Here is a 19065-nt window from a genome sequence, read left to right on the forward strand (position 1 = left end):
TTAAATGTATATATCTATGAATACCTATTTCCGTACAGGCGTTGTTACCCTGTTGCTTGGCTTTTCGTTGACCGCTTGTCATGAGGCCAAGAAAAGTGACACATCCGCAGAGTCTACGCCCAATGAGCGTAAGTTGGATTTTCAGTCGGATGATGAATTCTTGACCTATATACAAAAGGCTCACTTTAATTATATGTGGGAAGGTGCGGAGCCTACCTCCGGACTGGCCTGTGAGCGTATCCATACGGATGGCGTGTATCCTGAGAACGATGCTGATATCGTGACCACCGGAGGTAGTGGTTTTGGCATCGCCGGGCTGTTGGTAGGTATTGAGCGTGGCTTTATCACCCGTGAGGAAGGTGTGGCCCGTTTTCATCAAATCGCTGATTACTTGGCGAAGGCCGATCGTTTCCATGGGGTCTGGCCTCACTGGATGCATGGACCTACGGGTAAGGTAAAGCCTTTCGGCCAGAAGGATAACGGAGGCGATTTGGTAGAGAGCGCTTTCTTAATGCAAGGTCTCTTATGCGTACGCCAATATTTCAAGGACGGTAATGCGAGCGAGAAAGCGTTGGCTGCGAAGATTGACCAGCTATGGCGTGAGATGGAATGGACCTGGTATTTGAACGGGCAGGATGTATTGTATTGGCATTGGAGCCCGAATTACGCATGGGAGATGAATTTTCCTTTGGAAGGTTACAATGAATGTCTGATTACTTATATTTTGGCGGCGTCTTCGCCTACGTATCCGATCCCGGCTTCCGCTTATCATAACGGATGGGCTCGTAAAGGAGGGATCAAGAGCGATGCGGTCGCTTACGATTTACCTTTGATCTTGAAACATAATTATGCCGAGGAGTACGGCGGTCCGTTGTTCTGGGCACATTATTCTTATATCGGCCTATGTCCGGTCGGCTTATCGGATCGATACGCTAACTACTGGGACTTGAACCGGAATCACGTATTGATCGATTACCGTTATTGCGCGGAGAATCCGAAGGGCTTCAAAGGATATAGCGACGCTTGCTGGGGATTGACCGCCAGCTATTCCGTGAAAGGCTATAACGCGCATATGCCCTCCAACGATCATGGGGTGATTACGCCGACAGCGGCTTTGAGCAGTTATCCGTATACACCGGAGGAATCCTCGAAGGCATTGAAGCATTTCTATTTCAATCTGGGAGATAGCATCTGGGGTAAGTATGGTTTTTACGACGCTTTCAGTGAAGGCGAGAATTGGTATCCGCGTCGTTATCTGGCGATAGACCAATGTACGATCACCCCGATGATCGAGAATTACCGTACGGGCCTTCTGTGGCGTTTGTTTATGAGCTGTCCGGAAATCCAGGACGGTTTGAAGAAATTGGGTTTCACGATCCATAATGCGAGAGAATCTTAATATTTAAATAACATGAGAAAGATTATATTATCATTCGCCGCTTGTTTGGCACTTGCGGCATACGGACAAAAGCCCGTTCAAGATACGAGAGCGATGGATACGTTTATCGATCAGTTGATGGGTAAAATGACTTTGGATGAGAAGATCGGACAGCTGAACTTGTCCGGTGGGGGTGTTCCCGGTATCTTGAGTGGTTCGGAAGGAGCGGACGAGACGATTCGTCGGGGCTGGTTAGGCGCTACGGGAGGCTCGGAGTTGGAGACGTTCCGTAAATTGCAGGAGATAGCGGTTAAGGAATCTCGCTTAGGAATTCCGCTTTTGTTCGGACTGGATGTGATTCATGGATATCATACGATCTTCCCGATCCCATTGGCTTTGTCTTGTAGCTGGGATACGACGTTGATCGAGCAAAGTGCCCGTATCGCCGCTATCGAGGCCAGCTCAAACGGTGTGACATGGACGTATTCCCCGATGGTGGATATCGCCCGTGACGCTCGTTGGGGACGTATCGCCGAGGGTAGTGGAGAGGACCCTTGGTGGGGTGGAAAGATCGCCGCCGCCATGGTGAGAGGCTATCAAGGAGATGACTTGACGAAAGAGAACACGATCTTGTCTTGCTTGAAGCACTTTGCCTTGTATGGCGCTTCCGAGGCCGGTCGTGATTATAATACGGTGGATATGAGCCGTATCAAGATGTTTAATGAGTATTTCCCGCCTTATAAAGCGGCTGTAGAGGCTGGTTGTGCCACGGTTATGTCTTCCTTTAATTTGGTGGAGGCGATTCCGGCTACGGGTAACCGTTGGTTATTGACCGATTTGCTTCGTGATCAATGGGGATTCAATGGGTTTGTCGTTTCCGATTATAATTCGATCGGCGAGATGACTAATCATGGTTTGGGTGATACGCAGACCGTATCGGCCTTGGCTTTGCATGCCGGCTTGGATATGGATATGATGACAAATGGTTATATCACGACCTTGAAGAAGTCGTTGGAAGAGGGCCGTGTGTCTCAAGCGGATATCGATCAGGCTTGCCGCCGTGTATTGGAGGCGAAATATAAATTAGGCTTGTTCGAGGACCCTTATCGCTACTTGGACGCGGATCGTGCGAAAAAGAATACATTCACGGATGAGCATATGAATACGGCTCGCCATATCGCCGGCAAATCCATTGTCTTGTTGAAGAATGACAAGGGTTTGTTGCCTTTGCGAAAGACAGGGACGATCGCCGTGGTAGGCCCGTTGGCGGATAAGAAGGTTGAGTTGTTCGGGACATGGTGTGGTATCGATACGGCGAAGTCAGCTTCCGTAGTGCAGGCCGTGAAGGAAATGGTTGGCAATAAGGCCCGTGTGATTTTCGCCAAGGGATGTAATTTGACGAACGAGCCGATGTTGGCGAAAGCCAGTGGCTTGAAGGTTGATCCGGTGGAGAATACCCGTTTGGTGAAGGAAGCGGTTGAGCAAGTGAAAGATGCGGATCGTATCATTGCCGTAATGGGTGAGCCGAATAACTGGTCCGGAGAGGCTTGCAGTCGTGCGGATATTAGTTTGCCGGAGAGCCAGAAAGAGCTGTTAAGAGCTTTGTTGGAGACCGGTAAACCGGTAGTATTGGTCTTGGCGAATGGCCGTCCGTTGACCTTGGAGTGGGAGGATAGCCAATTCTCCGCGATCGTTGAGGCTTGGCATGGAGGTTCCGCCGCGGCTCGCGGATTGGTGGACGTATTGTTCGGTGACGTGAATCCTTCCGGTAAATTGACGACTACATTCCCTCGTAGTGTAGGCCAGATTCCTTTGTATTACAATGCTAAGAAAACAGGCCGCCCAATGAATCCGGATGATCATTTCACTTCTAAATATCTGGATATCACGAACGATCCATTGTATCCGTTTGGCTATGGCTTGAGTTATACGACTTTCTCTTACGGTGATCTTCAGCTGGATAAGACGAGTGTGCAAGGAGAGAATGGTGTATTGACCGCCAGCGTACAGGTGACGAATACGGGCAAGCTAGAGGGCGAGGAAGTCGTACAGTTATATATCGGCGATCCGGCTGCCAGCATCTCCCGTCCGATGAAAGAGTTGAAGAACTTCCAGAAGATCTCCTTGAAACCGGGTGAGAGCCGAAAAGTCTCTTTTACGATTACGCCGGAAGACTTGAAATTTTATAACAGCGCGTTGGAATACATCTGGGAACCGGGCTTATTCAATATTTACGTAGGTACGAACTCCCGGGACGTGAAATCGGCGCAGGTAACTTGGAACAAATAATACAGATACGAATAATGAAAAGGTTAACGACTTTTATCGCTGGTGCGGCCGTTGCCGCTATCTTAGGTGGATGCCAGCAACCCGCTGTAAGTGGCTGGAAAAGCTTCAGCGGCGACAAAAATATTGAACGCCGTGTAGATTCTGTGCTCTCTTTGATGACCTTGGAGGAAAAGGTGGGGCAGATGGCCCAATACTCCTGTAACTGGGATGTGACCGGCCCGGTTATGACGGGGGATTATGAGACTTTGCTGAAACAAGGTCTTGTAGGAAGCTTGTTTAATGTATATACGGTAGATGGCGTACGTAAAATGCAAGAGATGGCTCTGTCCGAGAGCCGTTTGAAGATACCCGTATTGTTTGGTTATGATGTCGTGCACGGCTATCGTACGATTTTCCCGATGCCGTTGGCGGAATCCTGCTCTTGGGATTTGGAGCGGATGCGTAAAAGTGCGGCGATCGCGGCGGATGAGGCGAGCGCTTCCGGTATCGCTTGGACGTTCGCCCCGATGGTGGATATCTCCCGGGATGCCCGTTGGGGACGTGTAATGGAAGGTGCCGGTGAGGACCCGTATTTGGGAAGTCTGATTGCGAAGGCCCGTGTCGAGGGTTTCCAAGGAGGAAACGATTGGCGTTCGTTGGCTGACGTAAATACGGTCTTGGCTTGTTGTAAGCACTTTGCCGCTTATGGGGCCGCTGAGGCCGGACGTGATTATAATACGTCCGAGTTGTCGCAAAATACATTGATGAATTATTATATGCCGCCTTATTTAGCGGCTAAGGAAGCGGGAGTCGCTACGTTCATGGCCTCCTTCAATGAGATCAACGGAGTGCCCAGCACGGGTAATAAATGGTTGATGACCGATTTGTTACGTAAGGACTGGGGCTTCAATGGTTTCGTGGTTACCGATTATACCGGTATCAATGAGATGGTAGCCCATAGTATCGTGCGAAATGACAAGGAGGCTGGGGAACTGGCTGCGAACGCCGGTATCGATATGGATATGACGGGTGGCATCTACAGCCAATATCTTGTACAATCCGTGAAAGAGGGTAAAGTCTCGGAAGAGAATATCAACCGTGCCGTGGCGAGCATCTTGGAGATGAAGTTCCTCTTGGGCTTGTTCGATGATCCGTATCGTTACTTGGACAATGAGCGTGAGAAGAATACGATCATGAAGCCGGAGTTCTTGCAAGAGGCTCGTGAGACTTCCGCTCGCTCGATCGTCCTTTTGAAGAATGATAATAACTTCTTCCCGATCTCGAAGGATAAGCATATTACGGTAGCCTTGATCGGACCGATGGTAAAAGATAAGATCAACCAGAATGGCGAGTGGGCCGGCCGGGGTGAGCGTGAGGAGAGTATCTCTTTGTTCGAGGGTCTGACCGAGAAATATGCCGGTACGAACGTGAAGTTCATTTATGCCGAGGGATGTGATCTCTTGACTGATGATTCATCTAAATTCGCTGAGGCGATCGCTACGGCTCGCCGTGCGGATATCGTATTGGCGGCTATGGGCGAGGATTTCAACTGGAGTGGTGAGGCGGCTTGCCGTACGGACTTGAAATTGCCGGGCGCTCAACAAGCCTTGTTGAAAGAATTGAAAAAGACGGGTAAACCTCTTGGTTTGATCTTGGTGAACGGACGTCCTTTGGATCTTTCTTGGGAGGATCAGCATGTCGACGGTATCTTGGAGGCTTGGTATCTGGGTACGATGGCGGGTCATGGTATGGCTGATGTGATCAGTGGCGATTATAATCCGTCCGCTCGCCTGACGATGTCTTTCCCTCGTACGGTAGGTCAATTGCCTCTGTATTACAATCAGAAACCGACAGGCCGCCCGGTTCCTCCGGAAGCTCCGGATACGGATTATAAATCCAGATATATGGATGTGCCTAACACACCGTTGTATCCGTTCGGTTATGGCTTGAGCTATACGACTTTCGCCGTGAACTCTATGAAGCTGGATCAGAACTCTTTCACGAAAGGGGGCAAGATCACGGTAACGGCTGAGGTAGAGAATACGGGTAAGGTGGATGGCGAGACGGTCATCCAGATGTATATCCGCGACTTGGCGGGTAGCGTGACCCGTCCGGTTAAAGAGCTGAAAGGTTTCGAGAAGGTGACTTTGAAAGCGGGCGAGAAGAAGCAAGTCTCTTTCACGATTGACGAAGCTTTGCTGGCTTTCTATGGTATCGATATGCAGAAGAAAGCCGAGCCGGGTGATTTCACGGTTTGGGTAGGCTTGAATTCTGCCGACGAGGCGAATCAGTCTTCTTTCTCTCTGCGGTAAAAATTAATACATATCAACATGAAACTATTATCAAAATATATCTTTTCCGCTCTGTTCTTGGCTGCTTCCGGAGGTTCCGCCACCGCTCAATCCATGCGGGCGAATACGTATTGTAATCCGCTTAATGTGGATTATACGTATATGATTTATAACTCATCGAACAACCTGTCTTACCGTTCGGGTGCGGACCCCGCTGTCGTAGAATTCCGGGGCGAGTATTATATGTTCGTAACCCGTTCGCATGGCTACTGGCATTCGAAAGATTTGTTGAACTGGGATTTTATCACTCCCGGTAAAAACTGGTATCCTCAGGGTTCCAACGCTCCCGCCGTTCATAATTATAAGGATTCCGTGCTTTATGTGATGGGTGATCCGTCCGGCTCCATGAGCGTTCTTTATACCGATGATCCGAAATCGGGTAATTGGAACGCTACTCCTGCTATACTCCACGACCTACAAGACCCGGATTTATTCATCGATGATGACGGGCAAGCTTATTTATTCTGGGGCTCTTCCAATGTTTATCCGCTTCGGGGCAAGAAACTGAATAAGGATGACCGTTTCTTGATCGAGGGTGAGACGGTCGAGCTTTTCGGCTTGGATATGCCGAAGCATGGCTGGGAACGTTTTGGCGAGAACCATACCGATACGGTATTGGGGGGCTATATGGAAGGTGCTTGGCTGACCAAGCACGACGGTAAATATTATATGCAGTATGCCGCCCCCGGTACGGAATTCAACGTATATGCCGATGGTGTTTATGTGGCGGACTCCCCATTAGGTCCGTATAAGTACCAATCGCATAACCCGGTAAGCTATAAGCCCGGTGGTTTCATGAATGGTGCCGGACACGGAAGTACCTTGGTGGGGCCGGGTGGCAACTATTGGCATTTCGCCTCTATGTCTCTCTCGGCTACGGTGAATTGGGAGCGTCGCCTCTGCATGTATCCTACTTTCTTCGATAAGGAGGGCATTATGTATTGTGATAATAACTTCGGTGATTATCCGCATTACGCTCCCGCCGAGCCGGGAAAGAAAGGAGAGTTTACGGGGTGGATGTTGCTTTCTTATAAAAAGCCGGTGAAAGCTTCCTCATATGCGGAGGGTTCCGCTCCCGCCGCGCAAGGATTCACGGAATCGAACCGTCCCAAGACTTCCGCCAATTTCCTTCCGGCCAACTTGACGGATGAGGAATGTAAGACATTCTGGATGGCTCGCACGAATGGAGATACCGAATGGGTAGAGATCGATCTGGAGGCTCCCGCTACGGTGTATGCCGTGCAAGTGAATTATCACGATCATCAATCGAATATGTATGGACGTATTCCCGGTTTACGCCACCGTTATGCGGTGGAAGGCTCTTTGGACGGGCAGGATTGGGTAACGTTGGTGGATCGCCGGAATAATTATAAGGATGTCCCGAACGATTACGTACAAGTGGATAATCCGGCTCGTGTCCGTTATGTCCGTTATAAGAATATAGAGGTCCCGACGCCTCATCTGGCGATCTCGGACTTGCGTGTGTTCGGTATCGGTGAGGGCAAGAAGCCTGCGACGGTGAAGAACTTCAAGGTCGTTCGCCAAGCGGACCGCCGTGACGCGATGATTACCTGGGACGCAGCCAAGAATAGCCAAGGCTACAACATCCGTTGGGGTATCGCTCCCGATAAACTATACAACTCATGGCTCCTATACGGAAAGAATGAATTACTATTAAAGAGTCTGTCCACCGACCAGCCTTATTATTTCACCATCGAGGCATTCAACGAGAACGGTGTATCAGAAGCGACAAAAATACAGGAAGCCCAATAATCTTTCGGTATCATTTTCAAATGTATTTTGTAGAGATAGGACAATCTGTCTCTACAAAATACATACAATATTCGATTATTTACTTACTAACGGGTATTTATCTGGATTTGCTATGATAGACAAGCTCAAATCTACATCTAAAGCATCCCAACGAATCCGCTCACGTCCTAATAGTTGGTTTAATCTTGATATTATACAACGCCTTAACAGACTATTTAATTATATTTGCGGAAGTTATCGATCTAAGTAGATAGTATTTACATTTGAATATATGATTATGAAAACACTTAGAAGTATCTTTTTTTTGTCTCTTTGCCTTCTTCTCTCCGTTGCTGGATATGCTGGTGATAAGGCTAGTTTTTTGAAAAAGCAGTTTACGGCTCGTGATGGTTATCAATTGAATTATCGGGTTCTGTATCCCCGAGATTATAATCCGGCGCAGAAATACCCGGTAATCCTGTTCCTGCACGGAGCGGGCGAACGAGGGTCGGATAATGAGGCCCAATTAGTACATGGTGGTGATATGTTCGCTTCTTTCGAGAATCAAACGAAATATCCGGCTATCATCATAGCGCCTCAATGCCCGGCCGAGAAGACTTGGTCTGAATATAAGGGATTGAACGCCGGAAAAGAAGGGAAGCGTTTCTATCCGTTGAATGCTCCGGCCACGCAATCAATGGCCGCAGTCAAGGAATTATTGGATAGTTATATAGCGGAAGGTAAGGTCGATACGAAACGCATTTACGTAACTGGCCTATCGATGGGAGGTATGGGCACGTTCGATATCGTGATGCGTTACCCGAACCTGTTTGCCGCTGCCGCCCCGATCTGTGGTGGAGCGAACTTGCAACGTCTGGCGAACTTTAAGGGCAAGACGGCTTTCAGTATTTATCACGGCGGCTCCGACAGCGTAGTCGATGTACAATTCTCCCGTGACGCTAATGAAGCATTGAAGAAAGCAGGAGCTGATGTCCGTTATAAGGAATTTCCCGGTGTAGACCATAACAGTTGGGATAACGCTTTCGCCGAACCGGATTATCTGGCTTGGATGTTCCAGCATAGCTTATAGTTAGTAAGTCTTGTATCTTTTATAGGCCTTATCATATATAAGTGCTTCCCTCTTATTAAGAAGAAGCTAAATATTTGATAAGGCTTTTTGTTTATAAGTTTTTTATTACTTTTGTCACGAAAGGAGAGAGATGAGTCCATCTGTTATGAAAGACAATGGATTTGACTAATCGTAATGAAAAACGAATTCATATTAAAAACTCTACTGTCTCGTGTCGCGAAAGGAGATTATGCCTCTTTTCGTGAGTTGTTTGACATACAATATGCCACGGTCAATCGTTTTGTGGGATATTTTCTGCCAAATAAGGAAGATCGTGAGGAAGTCGTATCCGAGGTATTCTGTATCCTATGGAAAAGAAGGGAAGAATTGATTGATATAGAAGACCTGAACGCTTGGTTATTTATCATCAGTAGAAACGAATCATTCCATTACTTAAAACAGAAAGAGCATCAACGCCAAAACATATCCATTGATGAGCTACCGATAGATTTGTATATAGATACGAATGAGGTAGATAGTGATCTGCTTGACGCCGAGATGACAGAGGTATATAATAAAGCCCTTTCCGAACTCCCCGAACGCTGCAAATTAATCTTCTTATTGGCTCGTGAAGAGCGAATGAAGCATAAAGAGATCGCTCAAGCCTTGTCAATAACGGAAGGAACCGTGGAGCAACAAATGAATATCGCGATCCGGAAAATGTTGGATGCGGTGAGCCGATATTACAATGTCGTTAAAAGGAGAATTCATCTGTTGTTTTAATGAATGTTAAACTCGTGATACCCTTTATAGGTAAAAAAGACTTCCATACTCTTTATTTATAGAATCATTAATCAAATGTAGGTGGCTCCTACAAGTAAAAAGTGTATGATTGTGGATAATCAAAAGAATCAAGAAAAAGAGATAAAGCTGATTTTACAGCTTTTAAATGCGATAAAAGCGAAACACACTTTATCCGTTCAAGAAGCGGAGGAGGGAAAAGAGGCTGTTTTCAAACGGGTGGAAGAGAAGTTGGGACGTCGTTATAATCTGATGGCAACTAGAAGAACCCGTCTATTCCGTTATTGGCCGGTGGCCGCTTCTATCGCAATCTTGATTCTTTCTTCTGTAATCGTTTCTATCGGAATCATCAATAGTCGGCAGCTCTTAACGGCTCAAGCGCCTATTGTCGTGGAAGTTCCGGAGGGTGCTATCACGCATCTCACCCTTTCTGATGGTACTCAAGTTACGTTGAATGGAGGATCTAGCTTGACATATCCGGCCGAATTTTCCGATAACCGTGAAGTGTGCTTACAGGGTGAAGGATTCTTTGATGTCAGAAAGAAGACGGAGAGCCCGTTCATCGTACATACGAAGCAATTCTCGGCGAAAGTATTGGGTACCCGTTTTAGTTTCAAGGCTTATGATACTGATCGCCAAGCCGTGTTGACCTTGGAAAGAGGTTCCGTGCAAGTATTGACGGATCATGGTAAGGACAATATGATATTATCTCCTAATCAGCAGGTAATTAAAGATAGCCATACAGGTAAACTCTATTGCCATGAGGTGGATGCGGAAGATTATACGTGCTGGAAGGACGGTATTCTGGTGTTTAAGGATCAGACGTTGGCAGAAATCTCTACCATATTGGAAAGGCGGTTCAACGTGAGGATCGAGATAGACTCCGAGTCGATAAAGTATGATAAATATGTCGCAAGTTTCCGGAAACACGTGAGTTTGGATGATATTCTCAAAAAGTTATCTTATCAACGCTCATGGACATATATTCAGAAGGATGGAAAAATCAAGCTAGTCAAGAACGTTTAATACTTAAATTAATTTGCCTATGAAGTGAAATCTGGAAAAGAGTGTAGGAGCCAAGCTATTTGAAATGACCTCTAGTTATTGTTAATATTTAAATTTATCTATCATGAAGAAAGACACAGGAATTCGTGTAAAGTATGGTGTTCCATACTTTATAGTTCGTGTTATGGCAATCGGCATGTTATTTTTAATACTAAATACGAGTAATATATTAGCTGCCACAGAGTCTCCGGTTGTTCTTGATTTATCTCTGAATCAGACTACTTTAGAACAAGTGTTCCGTGAGTTGGAAAAACAATCTGGTTATTCTATTATCTATAAAAGTAGTGAAGTCAATTTGAAAGAGGTTTTGTCTGTTGATGTCAGCAAAGAGCCACTCGAGAATGTCTTGAATAAGGTTCTGAGAAAACAGGGATTGACGTATGAGATAAAAGATGAGCATATTATAATCTACAAAGCGAAGGCGAACAAAGAGATCCATGCGGTAATAAAGCAACAAAATAAGAAAATTAGCGGGGTTGTAAAAGATGCCCAAGGAGAACCGATGATCGGTGTCAGCGTGCTGGAGGAAGGTACCCAAAACGGGACGGTAACCGACTTTAACGGGAATTATGTGCTGGAAGTACAAAATGGAAAAGCGGCATTAGTCTTCTCTTATATTGGCTATGTAAGTAAGAAGGTGAGTATAGGGAATCTTTCGGTGGTTAATGTTGCATTGGATGAAGACGTTCAAAGGCTGGATGATGTTGTTGTTGTGGGTTACGCCATAGGAAACAAGCGTTCCGTATCTGGTGCTGTGGAGAAAGTAAAGAAAGAGGATATGAACTCGGGTGTCGTTACGGAGCCTTTGGATGCGGTAAAGGGTAAGGTCGCTGGTGTTGTTATCAGTAATGTAGGTGGAGACCCTACGAGTGATATGAATATCCGTATCCGGGGTACTACCTCTCTATCCGGAGGCAATGATCCGTTGGTTATCATCGATGGGGTATTTGGAGATTTAAGTATGTTGAACGCCATCTCTCCTTCCGATATAGAGTCTTTGACTATCTTGAAAGATGCTTCGGAGACGGCTCAGTATGGTTCACGGGGTGCGTCCGGGGTAATTGTCGTTACGACTGCCAAGGGTAGAGCCGGTTTCGCTCAAATTGAATATAATGGTTTATTCGGTGTTAATAAGGTTTATAAGAACTTGGGAATGTTAACGGCCGATGAATGGCGTGCCGGTGCGGTGGCTATGGGATTGAGTACGAATGATATGGGAGCGAGTACGAATTGGTTTGAGGAGGTGGAACGTTCTGCCAGTCTTACCCAGACCCATAATCTCTCATTTACGAGCGGTAATGATAATTCCAATCTAAGGGCCTCTCTCGGTGTGATCCGCCGTCCGGGTTTGTTGAAGAATTCTTCTTCCAATAGTTATACGGCCAAAGTGGACGCAAGCCAGTATGCTTTCCAGAAACGGGTGAAGTTTGATTTAGGCATGTTTGGATCACGTAGGGAAGGCGATCATCAATTTGATATGTACCGTACGATTTATTCGGCGGCAGCTTACAATCCTACGTATCCGAACTATAAGAATCCGGAAACGGGTATCTGGGATGAGGATAAGACCGCGATCGAGGTATATAACCCCTTAGGTATGTTGGAGATCACAAATAAGAAAATAGCCTCTCATGTGAACGTGAACGGACGTGTAAACGTGGAGATCATCAAGGGATTGAACTTGACGGGATTCGGTTCGTATACTTACTATAGCTTGAATGACCGGCGTTATATCCCGAATGATATCCAACAGGGTTCGATGAACGGGAATGGACAGGCCTATTTGAAATATGCGGAACGAAATGACTTGATGGGAAATCTCCAATTGAATTACGCAAGGGAATTCGGACGGCATAGCATTAACGCTTTGGCTTTATTGGAGGCGCAGACACAGTCTTTGTTCGAGTCTTCCACGAAAACCAGCGGTTACGAGACGAATTATTTTACCTATAATAACTTGAAAGCCGGTGCTAACATAAGTTGGGGTGACGCTACCTCTAATGCTACCCGTTTCGCTTTATTATCTTATATGGCACGCTTTAATTATATGTATGATAGCCGTTACGTAGTTACGGCGAATGTCCGTCGCGACGGTTCTTCTAAATTAGGTTATGGTAATAAATGGGGATTCTTCCCGTCGGCTTCTGTCGCTTGGATCGCCTCGAACGAGGCTTTTATGAAGTCCTTGACTTTTATCGATAACTTGAAAGTGAGAGCCGGATATGGCGTGACCGGTAATCAAGATGCGATCGATCCGTATCAATCCCTCTCCTTGATGGCTCCGAATGGAACGACCTTGGTGGATGGATCGGCTACGACTACTTTCTATATCGATTCAAATCCAAATCCGGATTTGCGTTGGGAAAAGAAGTATACGTTTGATGTGGGCGTGGATTTAGCGATGTTCCAATCCCGTCTTCGCTTGACAATGGATTATTATGCGTCTACTACGAAAGATATGTTGTACACTTATACCGTTCCGGTTCCTCCGTTCGTATATACGTCTATGCTTGCGAACTTAGGAGAAATGACCAATAACGGCTTTGAGGTAGCGATCAGCGGCGATATCATCAAGAAAAAAGATTTCTCATTAACCGTGGGTACGAATCTGTCTTTCCAGAAGAATAAGCTTAAATCATTAAGTGGTACATATATGGGGTCAGAGTTTACGACTAGTAAATATATCCAAGTATCGGCGGTGAACGCTCCTAGCTTAACCCAGTATGCGGGTGTTACTTACTTGACGGAGGGACAACCCTTAGGCGTATTCTATATTCCTCATTGCAACGGATTGGTAGAGAAGGAAGATGGTAAGTTTGTTTATGATATCGCGGATCTGGATGGCGATGGCAAAGTGGACTTATCGGATAGCGGTGACCGTTATATAGCGGGTCAAGCGTTGCCAAAGGTATATATGGGTGGCTTTGTTAATATGCGATATAAAGATTTTGATCTGGCGGTTCAATTAAATGGGGCGTTCGGGCATAAAATCTATAATGGTACAAGTTTGACGTTTAATAATTTATCATTGTATCCAACCTATAATATATTGGATGGGGCGTTGGATAAGCGGATATACGACATCAAGATTTCTGATTATTATCTGGAAAATGGTAACTATGTTAATATCGAGTATATTACGTTAGGTTATAATATTCCCGTCAAGAAACTGAAGATTGAGAAGTATTTAAAATCCTTGCGTTTGGCGTTCTCTGTTAACAATGTCGCGACCATCACAGGTTATTCTGGTATGACGCCGCTTATCAACTCGGCGAATGTGGCGTCTAAATCTTCTGTTTCGGGTACGTTGGGTGTGGATGATAAATTGATTTATCCGTTGAGCCGTACTTATTCACTCTCACTGGGTGTTAAATTCTAATTGTTAATCTTTTAATACTTATTGTCATGAAAAAAGTATTGGTGAGCTCCATGCTGATTTTAGGTGGTTTATTCTCCGCTTGTTCCGGATTTTTGGATGAGGATCCCAAGAGTAAGATACCGGAAGAAGAAGCTTATAAAAGTGAGAAATTGGTGTATGTAAATACGATCGCTACGATTTATACCTCATTTGGGAATCGGTTATATGGAAGTACGGATAATGTGCATACTTTACAAGAGTTTTCTTCCGATGCTTGGATATTGCCGGGAAGACAAGGCGACTGGGTAGATGGAGGTAAATGGCAATCCTTGTTTTTGCATAATTATGGTCCGGGTAACGCTACGATAAAGAGTACTTGGAATGCGCTATATACGATTATCGGTAACTGTAATACCTCGATCGATAATCTGGAGACCTTCATTCAAGCGGGTGGGGAGAGCTATCTGCAAGATTATCAATATGAGGCTCGTGCCGTGCGTGCGATTCTGTATTATCATTTGGTCGATTTATTCGGTCGTGTACCTCTGGTTACTTCTTCGAAGACTGTGATGGCGGATGTGAATCAATCTTCGAGAAGCGAGGTCTATCAGTTTATTGTGGATGAGTTGACGGATTGCATTCCCCATTTGCCCAGTGGAAAATGCCAGAATATGGGCAAGTATTATGGCCGGGTGACCAAGGCTGTGGGGTATATGGCGATGGCGAAAGTCGCTATTAATAGTCCTATCTTGTCAAAAGATGATTGGAATGATGGTTCTTTGGTGGGTGGTATCGCTAAAGTTGCGCCGTATGTAAACCAAGCCGGTAAAAACATTAAGATCGCGTTGGATGGTACGACTCGTGACGCTTGGGAGACGGTTCTTTATTGTCAGAAACAGATAGAGAAGGAGGGATATAGTCTACAACCCAACTTCTCCCAGAATTTTTCCAAGACAAACGATAGTTCGGTAGAAAATATCTGGACTCAACCGAGTGATGGTACTACCTATAAAGTGAGCGATTATAATCCGACTCGTACATTACATGCGGCCCACGCATCCGCTTATGGCTTGCAAGGTTGGAATGGTGCCTGCGCTACCGTAGAACAGATGAAAGTTTTCAAGTACGGTACGGATGAACAAGATCCCCGTATGGATATGACGTTCTTTTATGGACCGGTGTTCGTGGATGGCAAGCCGATAGATGCGGGTTTAGGCGATGGAGCTCAGTTATGCTATAACCCAATGGATGTGGTTGTTGATTTTAAGGAGGATGTACCGAACCAGATATTAAAATTTGCGGGAGCCCGTATGTCTAAATATGAGGTGGATAATACGACTTCTTCTTATTTGAATCATAATAATGATAAGGTGTTCTGGAGGTATGCAGATGCCTTGTTATTGGCGGCTGAGGCGAAAGTCCGTATGGGACAAAGCGGTGATGCGGAAGTGAATGAGATTCGTGACCGTGTACAAGCCGGACAGAAAAGTAACGTGACTTTGCAAGATATCTTGGATGAACGCATGTTGGAATTCTCTTATGAGGGGATGCGCCGTCAGGATCAAATACGTTTCGGGACTTATACGGAACCTACGACTGATCGTTATGCGGGAGTGCATCATAATGTCGCCACTGGCGATTACGTAGTGGATAATACCGGTTTTACAACCGTTTTCCCGATCCCTACTTCTGTGCTTGAGTTAAATACGAAATTAACACAAAATCCGGGTTATTAATTCTTTAAATTTAGAGGATATGAGATGTAAGTATTTATTGTTATATGGGCTATTGGCTGTCTTACCATTCTCGGCGCAGGCCGGATATAAAAAGATAGCGAATGGTATATTGGTCAGCTTGCCGGAAGGCGAGCTGAACCAATCGAAAACGGTTCGTTTGTTGGTTGTGAATGATGAGGTTATTCAAGTGACGGCAAGCCCGGAGGCTAAGATTCAGGATAAGCAGAGCTTAGTCCGTGTCGCTCCGGTAAAGGCCCCGGTAAAATGGAATGTCGAATCGACTTCGGATTCCGTATTTCTGAATACCGGCAAATTACGTGCGGCCGTCAGTCTTGTTACGGGAGAAGTGACATTCTATGATATGTCGGGTAAGCTAATATTGCGAGAAAGTAACGGTGGACGGCAGTTTACGCCGATAGAGGTAGAAGGTCGCAAAGGCTATACGACTCGCCAGCAATTTAATTCACCGGAAGACGAGGCTTTCTATGGATTGGGGCAGCACCAGTCGGATGAATTTAATTATAAATCGAAAAATGAGGAGTTGTATCAGTATAATACCAAGATATCGGTGCCTTTCGTGGTTTCTTCCAAGAATTATGGTGTCTTATTCGATAACTATTCTTATTCCCGGTACGGTGATCCACGCCCTTATTCGAACTTGGATATCTTTAAGTTGTACGATAAGAATGGGAAAGAGGGAGGTTTGACCGCTACTTATTATAAAAATAATGGATTGGAGGTCTTTGCGGAACGTCAAGAGTCCAGAATTGATTACGAGACCCTGTTTACGCACCAACCTCTTCCGAAGACGTTTGATTTTAAGGGAGAGACGTTTGATAAATTCCCGGAAGGATTCCGTTTCAGGAACAGCTTGGTCGTTTGGGAAGGTGAGATCGAACCGAAAGAAAGTGGTGTTTATCATTTTAAGTTATTCTATGGAGCGTATACGAAAGTCTTCTTGGATAATAAACTGGTGGTAGAAGAACGTTGGCGGCCCTCTTGGAATCCTAATAGCGTGAAATTCACGGCCGATTTGCAAGCGGGAAAGAAAGTCCCGGTGCGTATCGAATGGCGTGAGGGAGCCGGCTCTTATATTGGGTTGAAAGTATTGTCTCCTCGTCCGGAAGAAGAAGTAGGGCGATTGTCTATGTGGTCGGAGATGGGAAATGATATAGATTATTATTTTATTCATGGTGATTCGATGGACGAGGTAATCTCAGGTTATCGGTATGTCACCGGTAAATCGCCGATCATGCCTGCTTGGGCGATGGGCTTTTGGCAAAGCCGTGAACGGTATAAAACGCAAGATGAGATATTGACGGCCTTGCGTGAGCTCCGAAAACGTAAAATGGGTGTGGATAATATTGTCATGGACTGGCAGTACTGGAAAACTGATTCATGGGGAAGCCATGAGTTTGATCCGGCACGTTTCTCTGATCCGAAAGGTATGGTTGATGCGATTCATGATTTGAATGCCCGTTTCATGATCTCTGTTTGGCCGAAATTTTATCCTACCACAAAGAATTATAAAGAATTGGCAGCTAACGGATGGGTTTACCTGCAAGCGGTTAAGGATAGCATCCTTGATTTTGTTCCACCTGGATTCGTGGCTACATTTTATGATGCTTATGCCCCCGGTGCCCGTAAGTTATTCTGGAAACAAATGAATGATAACCTATATCGTTTGGGAGTGGACGCTTGGTGGATGGACGCTTCCGAACCGAATATTAAGGATTGTACACCGATGTCTTACCAAAAGGCGTTGACCGGCCCGACAGCTTTAGGCCCTTCAGCTCAATATTATAATACGTATGCGTTGGTGAATGCGCAGGCTATTTATGAGGGGCAATTGAAGGAAAATCCGGATGATCGCGTATTTTTGTTGACTCGTTCCGGATTCGCTGGCCTACAAAGGTATTCCACCGCTTCTTGGAGCGGAGATATCGGTACTCGTTGGGAGGAATTGAAAGCTCAGATTTCTGCGGGGTTGAACTTCTCAATCTCCGGTATACCTTATTGGACAATGGATATCGGTGGCTTCTGCGTGGAGAACCGTTATCGTACAGGACAGCTTATTTATGACAAGACCGGTGTTGAGAATGACGACTTGAAGGAATGGCGGGAACTGAATGCCCGTTGGTATCAGTTTGGCACATTTACCCCTTTGTACCGTGCGCATGGACAGTTTCCATTGCGTGAGATTTATAATATCGCCCCGGAAGATCATCCGGCCTATCAGACGATCTTGTATTATAATCAATTGCGTTACCGTTTGATGCCTTATATTTATTCGTTGGCAGGTAAGACGTATTTTGATGATTATACGATTATGCGTCCATTGGTGATGGATTATGCCTCCGACTTGGCTGTCCGGGATAATTCTACCCAATATATGTTCGGCCCCTCTATGATGATTGCCCCGGTATATACCTATAAAGCGACTTCCCGTGAGGTGTATTTCCCGAAAGGAACGGATTGGTATGATCTATATACGGGTAAACGTTATAAAGGTGGCCAAAAGCAGGAGGTTGAGGCTCCATTCGAACGTATGCCGATATTTGCTCCGTCAGGTGGTATCTTATTATATGGTCCGGAGATCACTTATGTAAATGAGAAAAAACCGGAAGTGATAGATGTCTATATTTATGCCGGAAAGGATGGCTCCTTCTATCTATATGAAGATGAAGGTACGAACAATAATTACCAGAAAGGAACTTATTCGAAGATCGATTTTAATTATAGCGATGCGACGAATACTTTGACAATCGGTAGTCGTGAAGGCTCTTATCCCGGGATGTTATCAGAGAGAACTTTCAATATTATTTACGTAAGCCCGAATGCTCCTGCGGGATGGGATAATAAGGGTAAGCCTACAAAGGTAATTGAGTACAAAGGTGAACAAATTTCTGTCAAGTTATAAGATTCTTTAGACTGAAACGGCCTCCTCCGCAATTTCCATGATAGTATAGCGTGAGGGGGCTCTATTTATAGTCTCAACATATATTTAAATCTTTCCGATAGATAAATAGATAATTGGTACGGTTGCCTTGATTATTTATCCTCTATAGGTTGGATATCCGGAAAAAGAAGTATATTTGCAATGCTAAACATTTTAAAACCAGAAAGCAGAGTAGAATACCTGCTTCTATTCGGTTGCAGGCATTTTTTTGCCTGTAACCGATCCGATATGACGGTTCCGTACCCCCGTGGAGTGCATTAATGTGCCTCCAGCTTTCTGGTAAAGTGTTTAGCAACGGGTCAGGCGGGACCGTTCTTTTTTCCGCCTG

At 45.5% G+C, this 19065-nt stretch carries 10 protein-coding genes; all 10 read left to right on the top strand.

What is annotated here, in order from left to right:
- Positions 1-4: 4 nt before the first annotated feature.
- Positions 5-1399, top strand: coding sequence for a glucoamylase family protein (locus DW205_RS09730; RefSeq protein WP_008777708.1), 1395 nt, complete (start codon positions 5-7; stop codon positions 1397-1399).
- 12 nt (positions 1400-1411) lie between these two features.
- Positions 1412-3667 carry a beta-glucosidase BglX gene (bglX, locus tag DW205_RS09735; protein ID WP_005863643.1) on the top strand — a complete coding sequence of 752 codons (2256 nt, stop codon included), beginning with the start codon at positions 1412-1414 and terminating at the stop codon, positions 3665-3667.
- A 14-nt stretch (positions 3668-3681) separates the two neighbouring features.
- A complete protein-coding gene (gene bglX / locus DW205_RS09740; RefSeq protein ID WP_005863641.1) occupies positions 3682-5958 on the top strand; it encodes a beta-glucosidase BglX in 2277 nt (758 codons plus the stop codon).
- Between the two features lie 18 nt (positions 5959-5976).
- The gene (locus tag DW205_RS09745; protein ID WP_005863640.1) at positions 5977-7770 is read left to right on the top strand and encodes a family 43 glycosylhydrolase; all 1794 of its coding nucleotides are present in this window, start codon (positions 5977-5979) and stop codon (positions 7768-7770) included.
- 271 nt (positions 7771-8041) lie between these two features.
- A complete protein-coding gene (locus DW205_RS09755; RefSeq protein WP_008777709.1) occupies positions 8042-8839 on the top strand; it encodes a prolyl oligopeptidase family serine peptidase in 798 nt (265 codons plus the stop codon).
- A 174-nt stretch (positions 8840-9013) separates the two neighbouring features.
- Positions 9014-9601: an RNA polymerase sigma factor gene (locus tag DW205_RS09760; protein ID WP_005863638.1), complete on the top strand. Its 588-nt coding sequence runs from the start codon at positions 9014-9016 to the stop codon at positions 9599-9601.
- Between the two features lie 105 nt (positions 9602-9706).
- Positions 9707-10645: a FecR family protein gene (locus tag DW205_RS09765; protein WP_005863637.1), complete on the top strand. Its 939-nt coding sequence runs from the start codon at positions 9707-9709 to the stop codon at positions 10643-10645.
- Positions 10646-10748: 103 nt separating this feature from the next.
- Positions 10749-14063 (top strand): SusC/RagA family TonB-linked outer membrane protein, encoded by a 3315-nt coding sequence (locus tag DW205_RS09770; RefSeq protein ID WP_005863636.1) that lies wholly within the window; start codon positions 10749-10751, stop codon positions 14061-14063.
- Positions 14064-14089: 26 nt separating this feature from the next.
- A complete protein-coding gene (locus tag DW205_RS09775) occupies positions 14090-15778 on the top strand; it encodes a RagB/SusD family nutrient uptake outer membrane protein (protein ID WP_005863635.1) in 1689 nt (562 codons plus the stop codon).
- Between the two features lie 19 nt (positions 15779-15797).
- Entirely contained in the window at positions 15798-18698 is a 2901-nt protein-coding gene (locus DW205_RS09780; RefSeq protein ID WP_005863634.1) for a TIM-barrel domain-containing protein, read from the top strand.
- Positions 18699-19065: the final 367 nt, after the last annotated feature.

It is taken from the genome of Parabacteroides sp. AM17-47 (assembly GCF_003434625.1).
Classification (GTDB): domain Bacteria; phylum Bacteroidota; class Bacteroidia; order Bacteroidales; family Tannerellaceae; genus Parabacteroides; species Parabacteroides distasonis.

What these genes read in the sequence shown, in the direction of transcription:
- DW205_RS09770 (WP_005863636.1), top strand. Translation starts at nt 10,749, where the DNA reads ATGAAGAAAGACACAGGAATTCGTGTAAAGTATGGTGTTCCATACTTT.
- DW205_RS09775 (WP_005863635.1), top strand. Translation starts at nt 14,090, where the DNA reads ATGAAAAAAGTATTGGTGAGCTCCATGCTGATTTTAGGTGGTTTATTC.
- DW205_RS09730 (WP_008777708.1), top strand. Translation starts at nt 5, where the DNA reads ATGTATATATCTATGAATACCTATTTCCGTACAGGCGTTGTTACCCTG.
- DW205_RS09755 (WP_008777709.1), top strand. Translation starts at nt 8,042, where the DNA reads ATGATTATGAAAACACTTAGAAGTATCTTTTTTTTGTCTCTTTGCCTT.
- DW205_RS09745 (WP_005863640.1), top strand. Translation starts at nt 5,977, where the DNA reads ATGAAACTATTATCAAAATATATCTTTTCCGCTCTGTTCTTGGCTGCT.
- bglX (WP_005863641.1), top strand. Translation starts at nt 3,682, where the DNA reads ATGAAAAGGTTAACGACTTTTATCGCTGGTGCGGCCGTTGCCGCTATC.
- DW205_RS09780 (WP_005863634.1), top strand. Translation starts at nt 15,798, where the DNA reads ATGAGATGTAAGTATTTATTGTTATATGGGCTATTGGCTGTCTTACCA.
- bglX (WP_005863643.1), top strand. Translation starts at nt 1,412, where the DNA reads ATGAGAAAGATTATATTATCATTCGCCGCTTGTTTGGCACTTGCGGCA.
- DW205_RS09760 (WP_005863638.1), top strand. Translation starts at nt 9,014, where the DNA reads ATGAAAAACGAATTCATATTAAAAACTCTACTGTCTCGTGTCGCGAAA.
- DW205_RS09765 (WP_005863637.1), top strand. Translation starts at nt 9,707, where the DNA reads ATGATTGTGGATAATCAAAAGAATCAAGAAAAAGAGATAAAGCTGATT.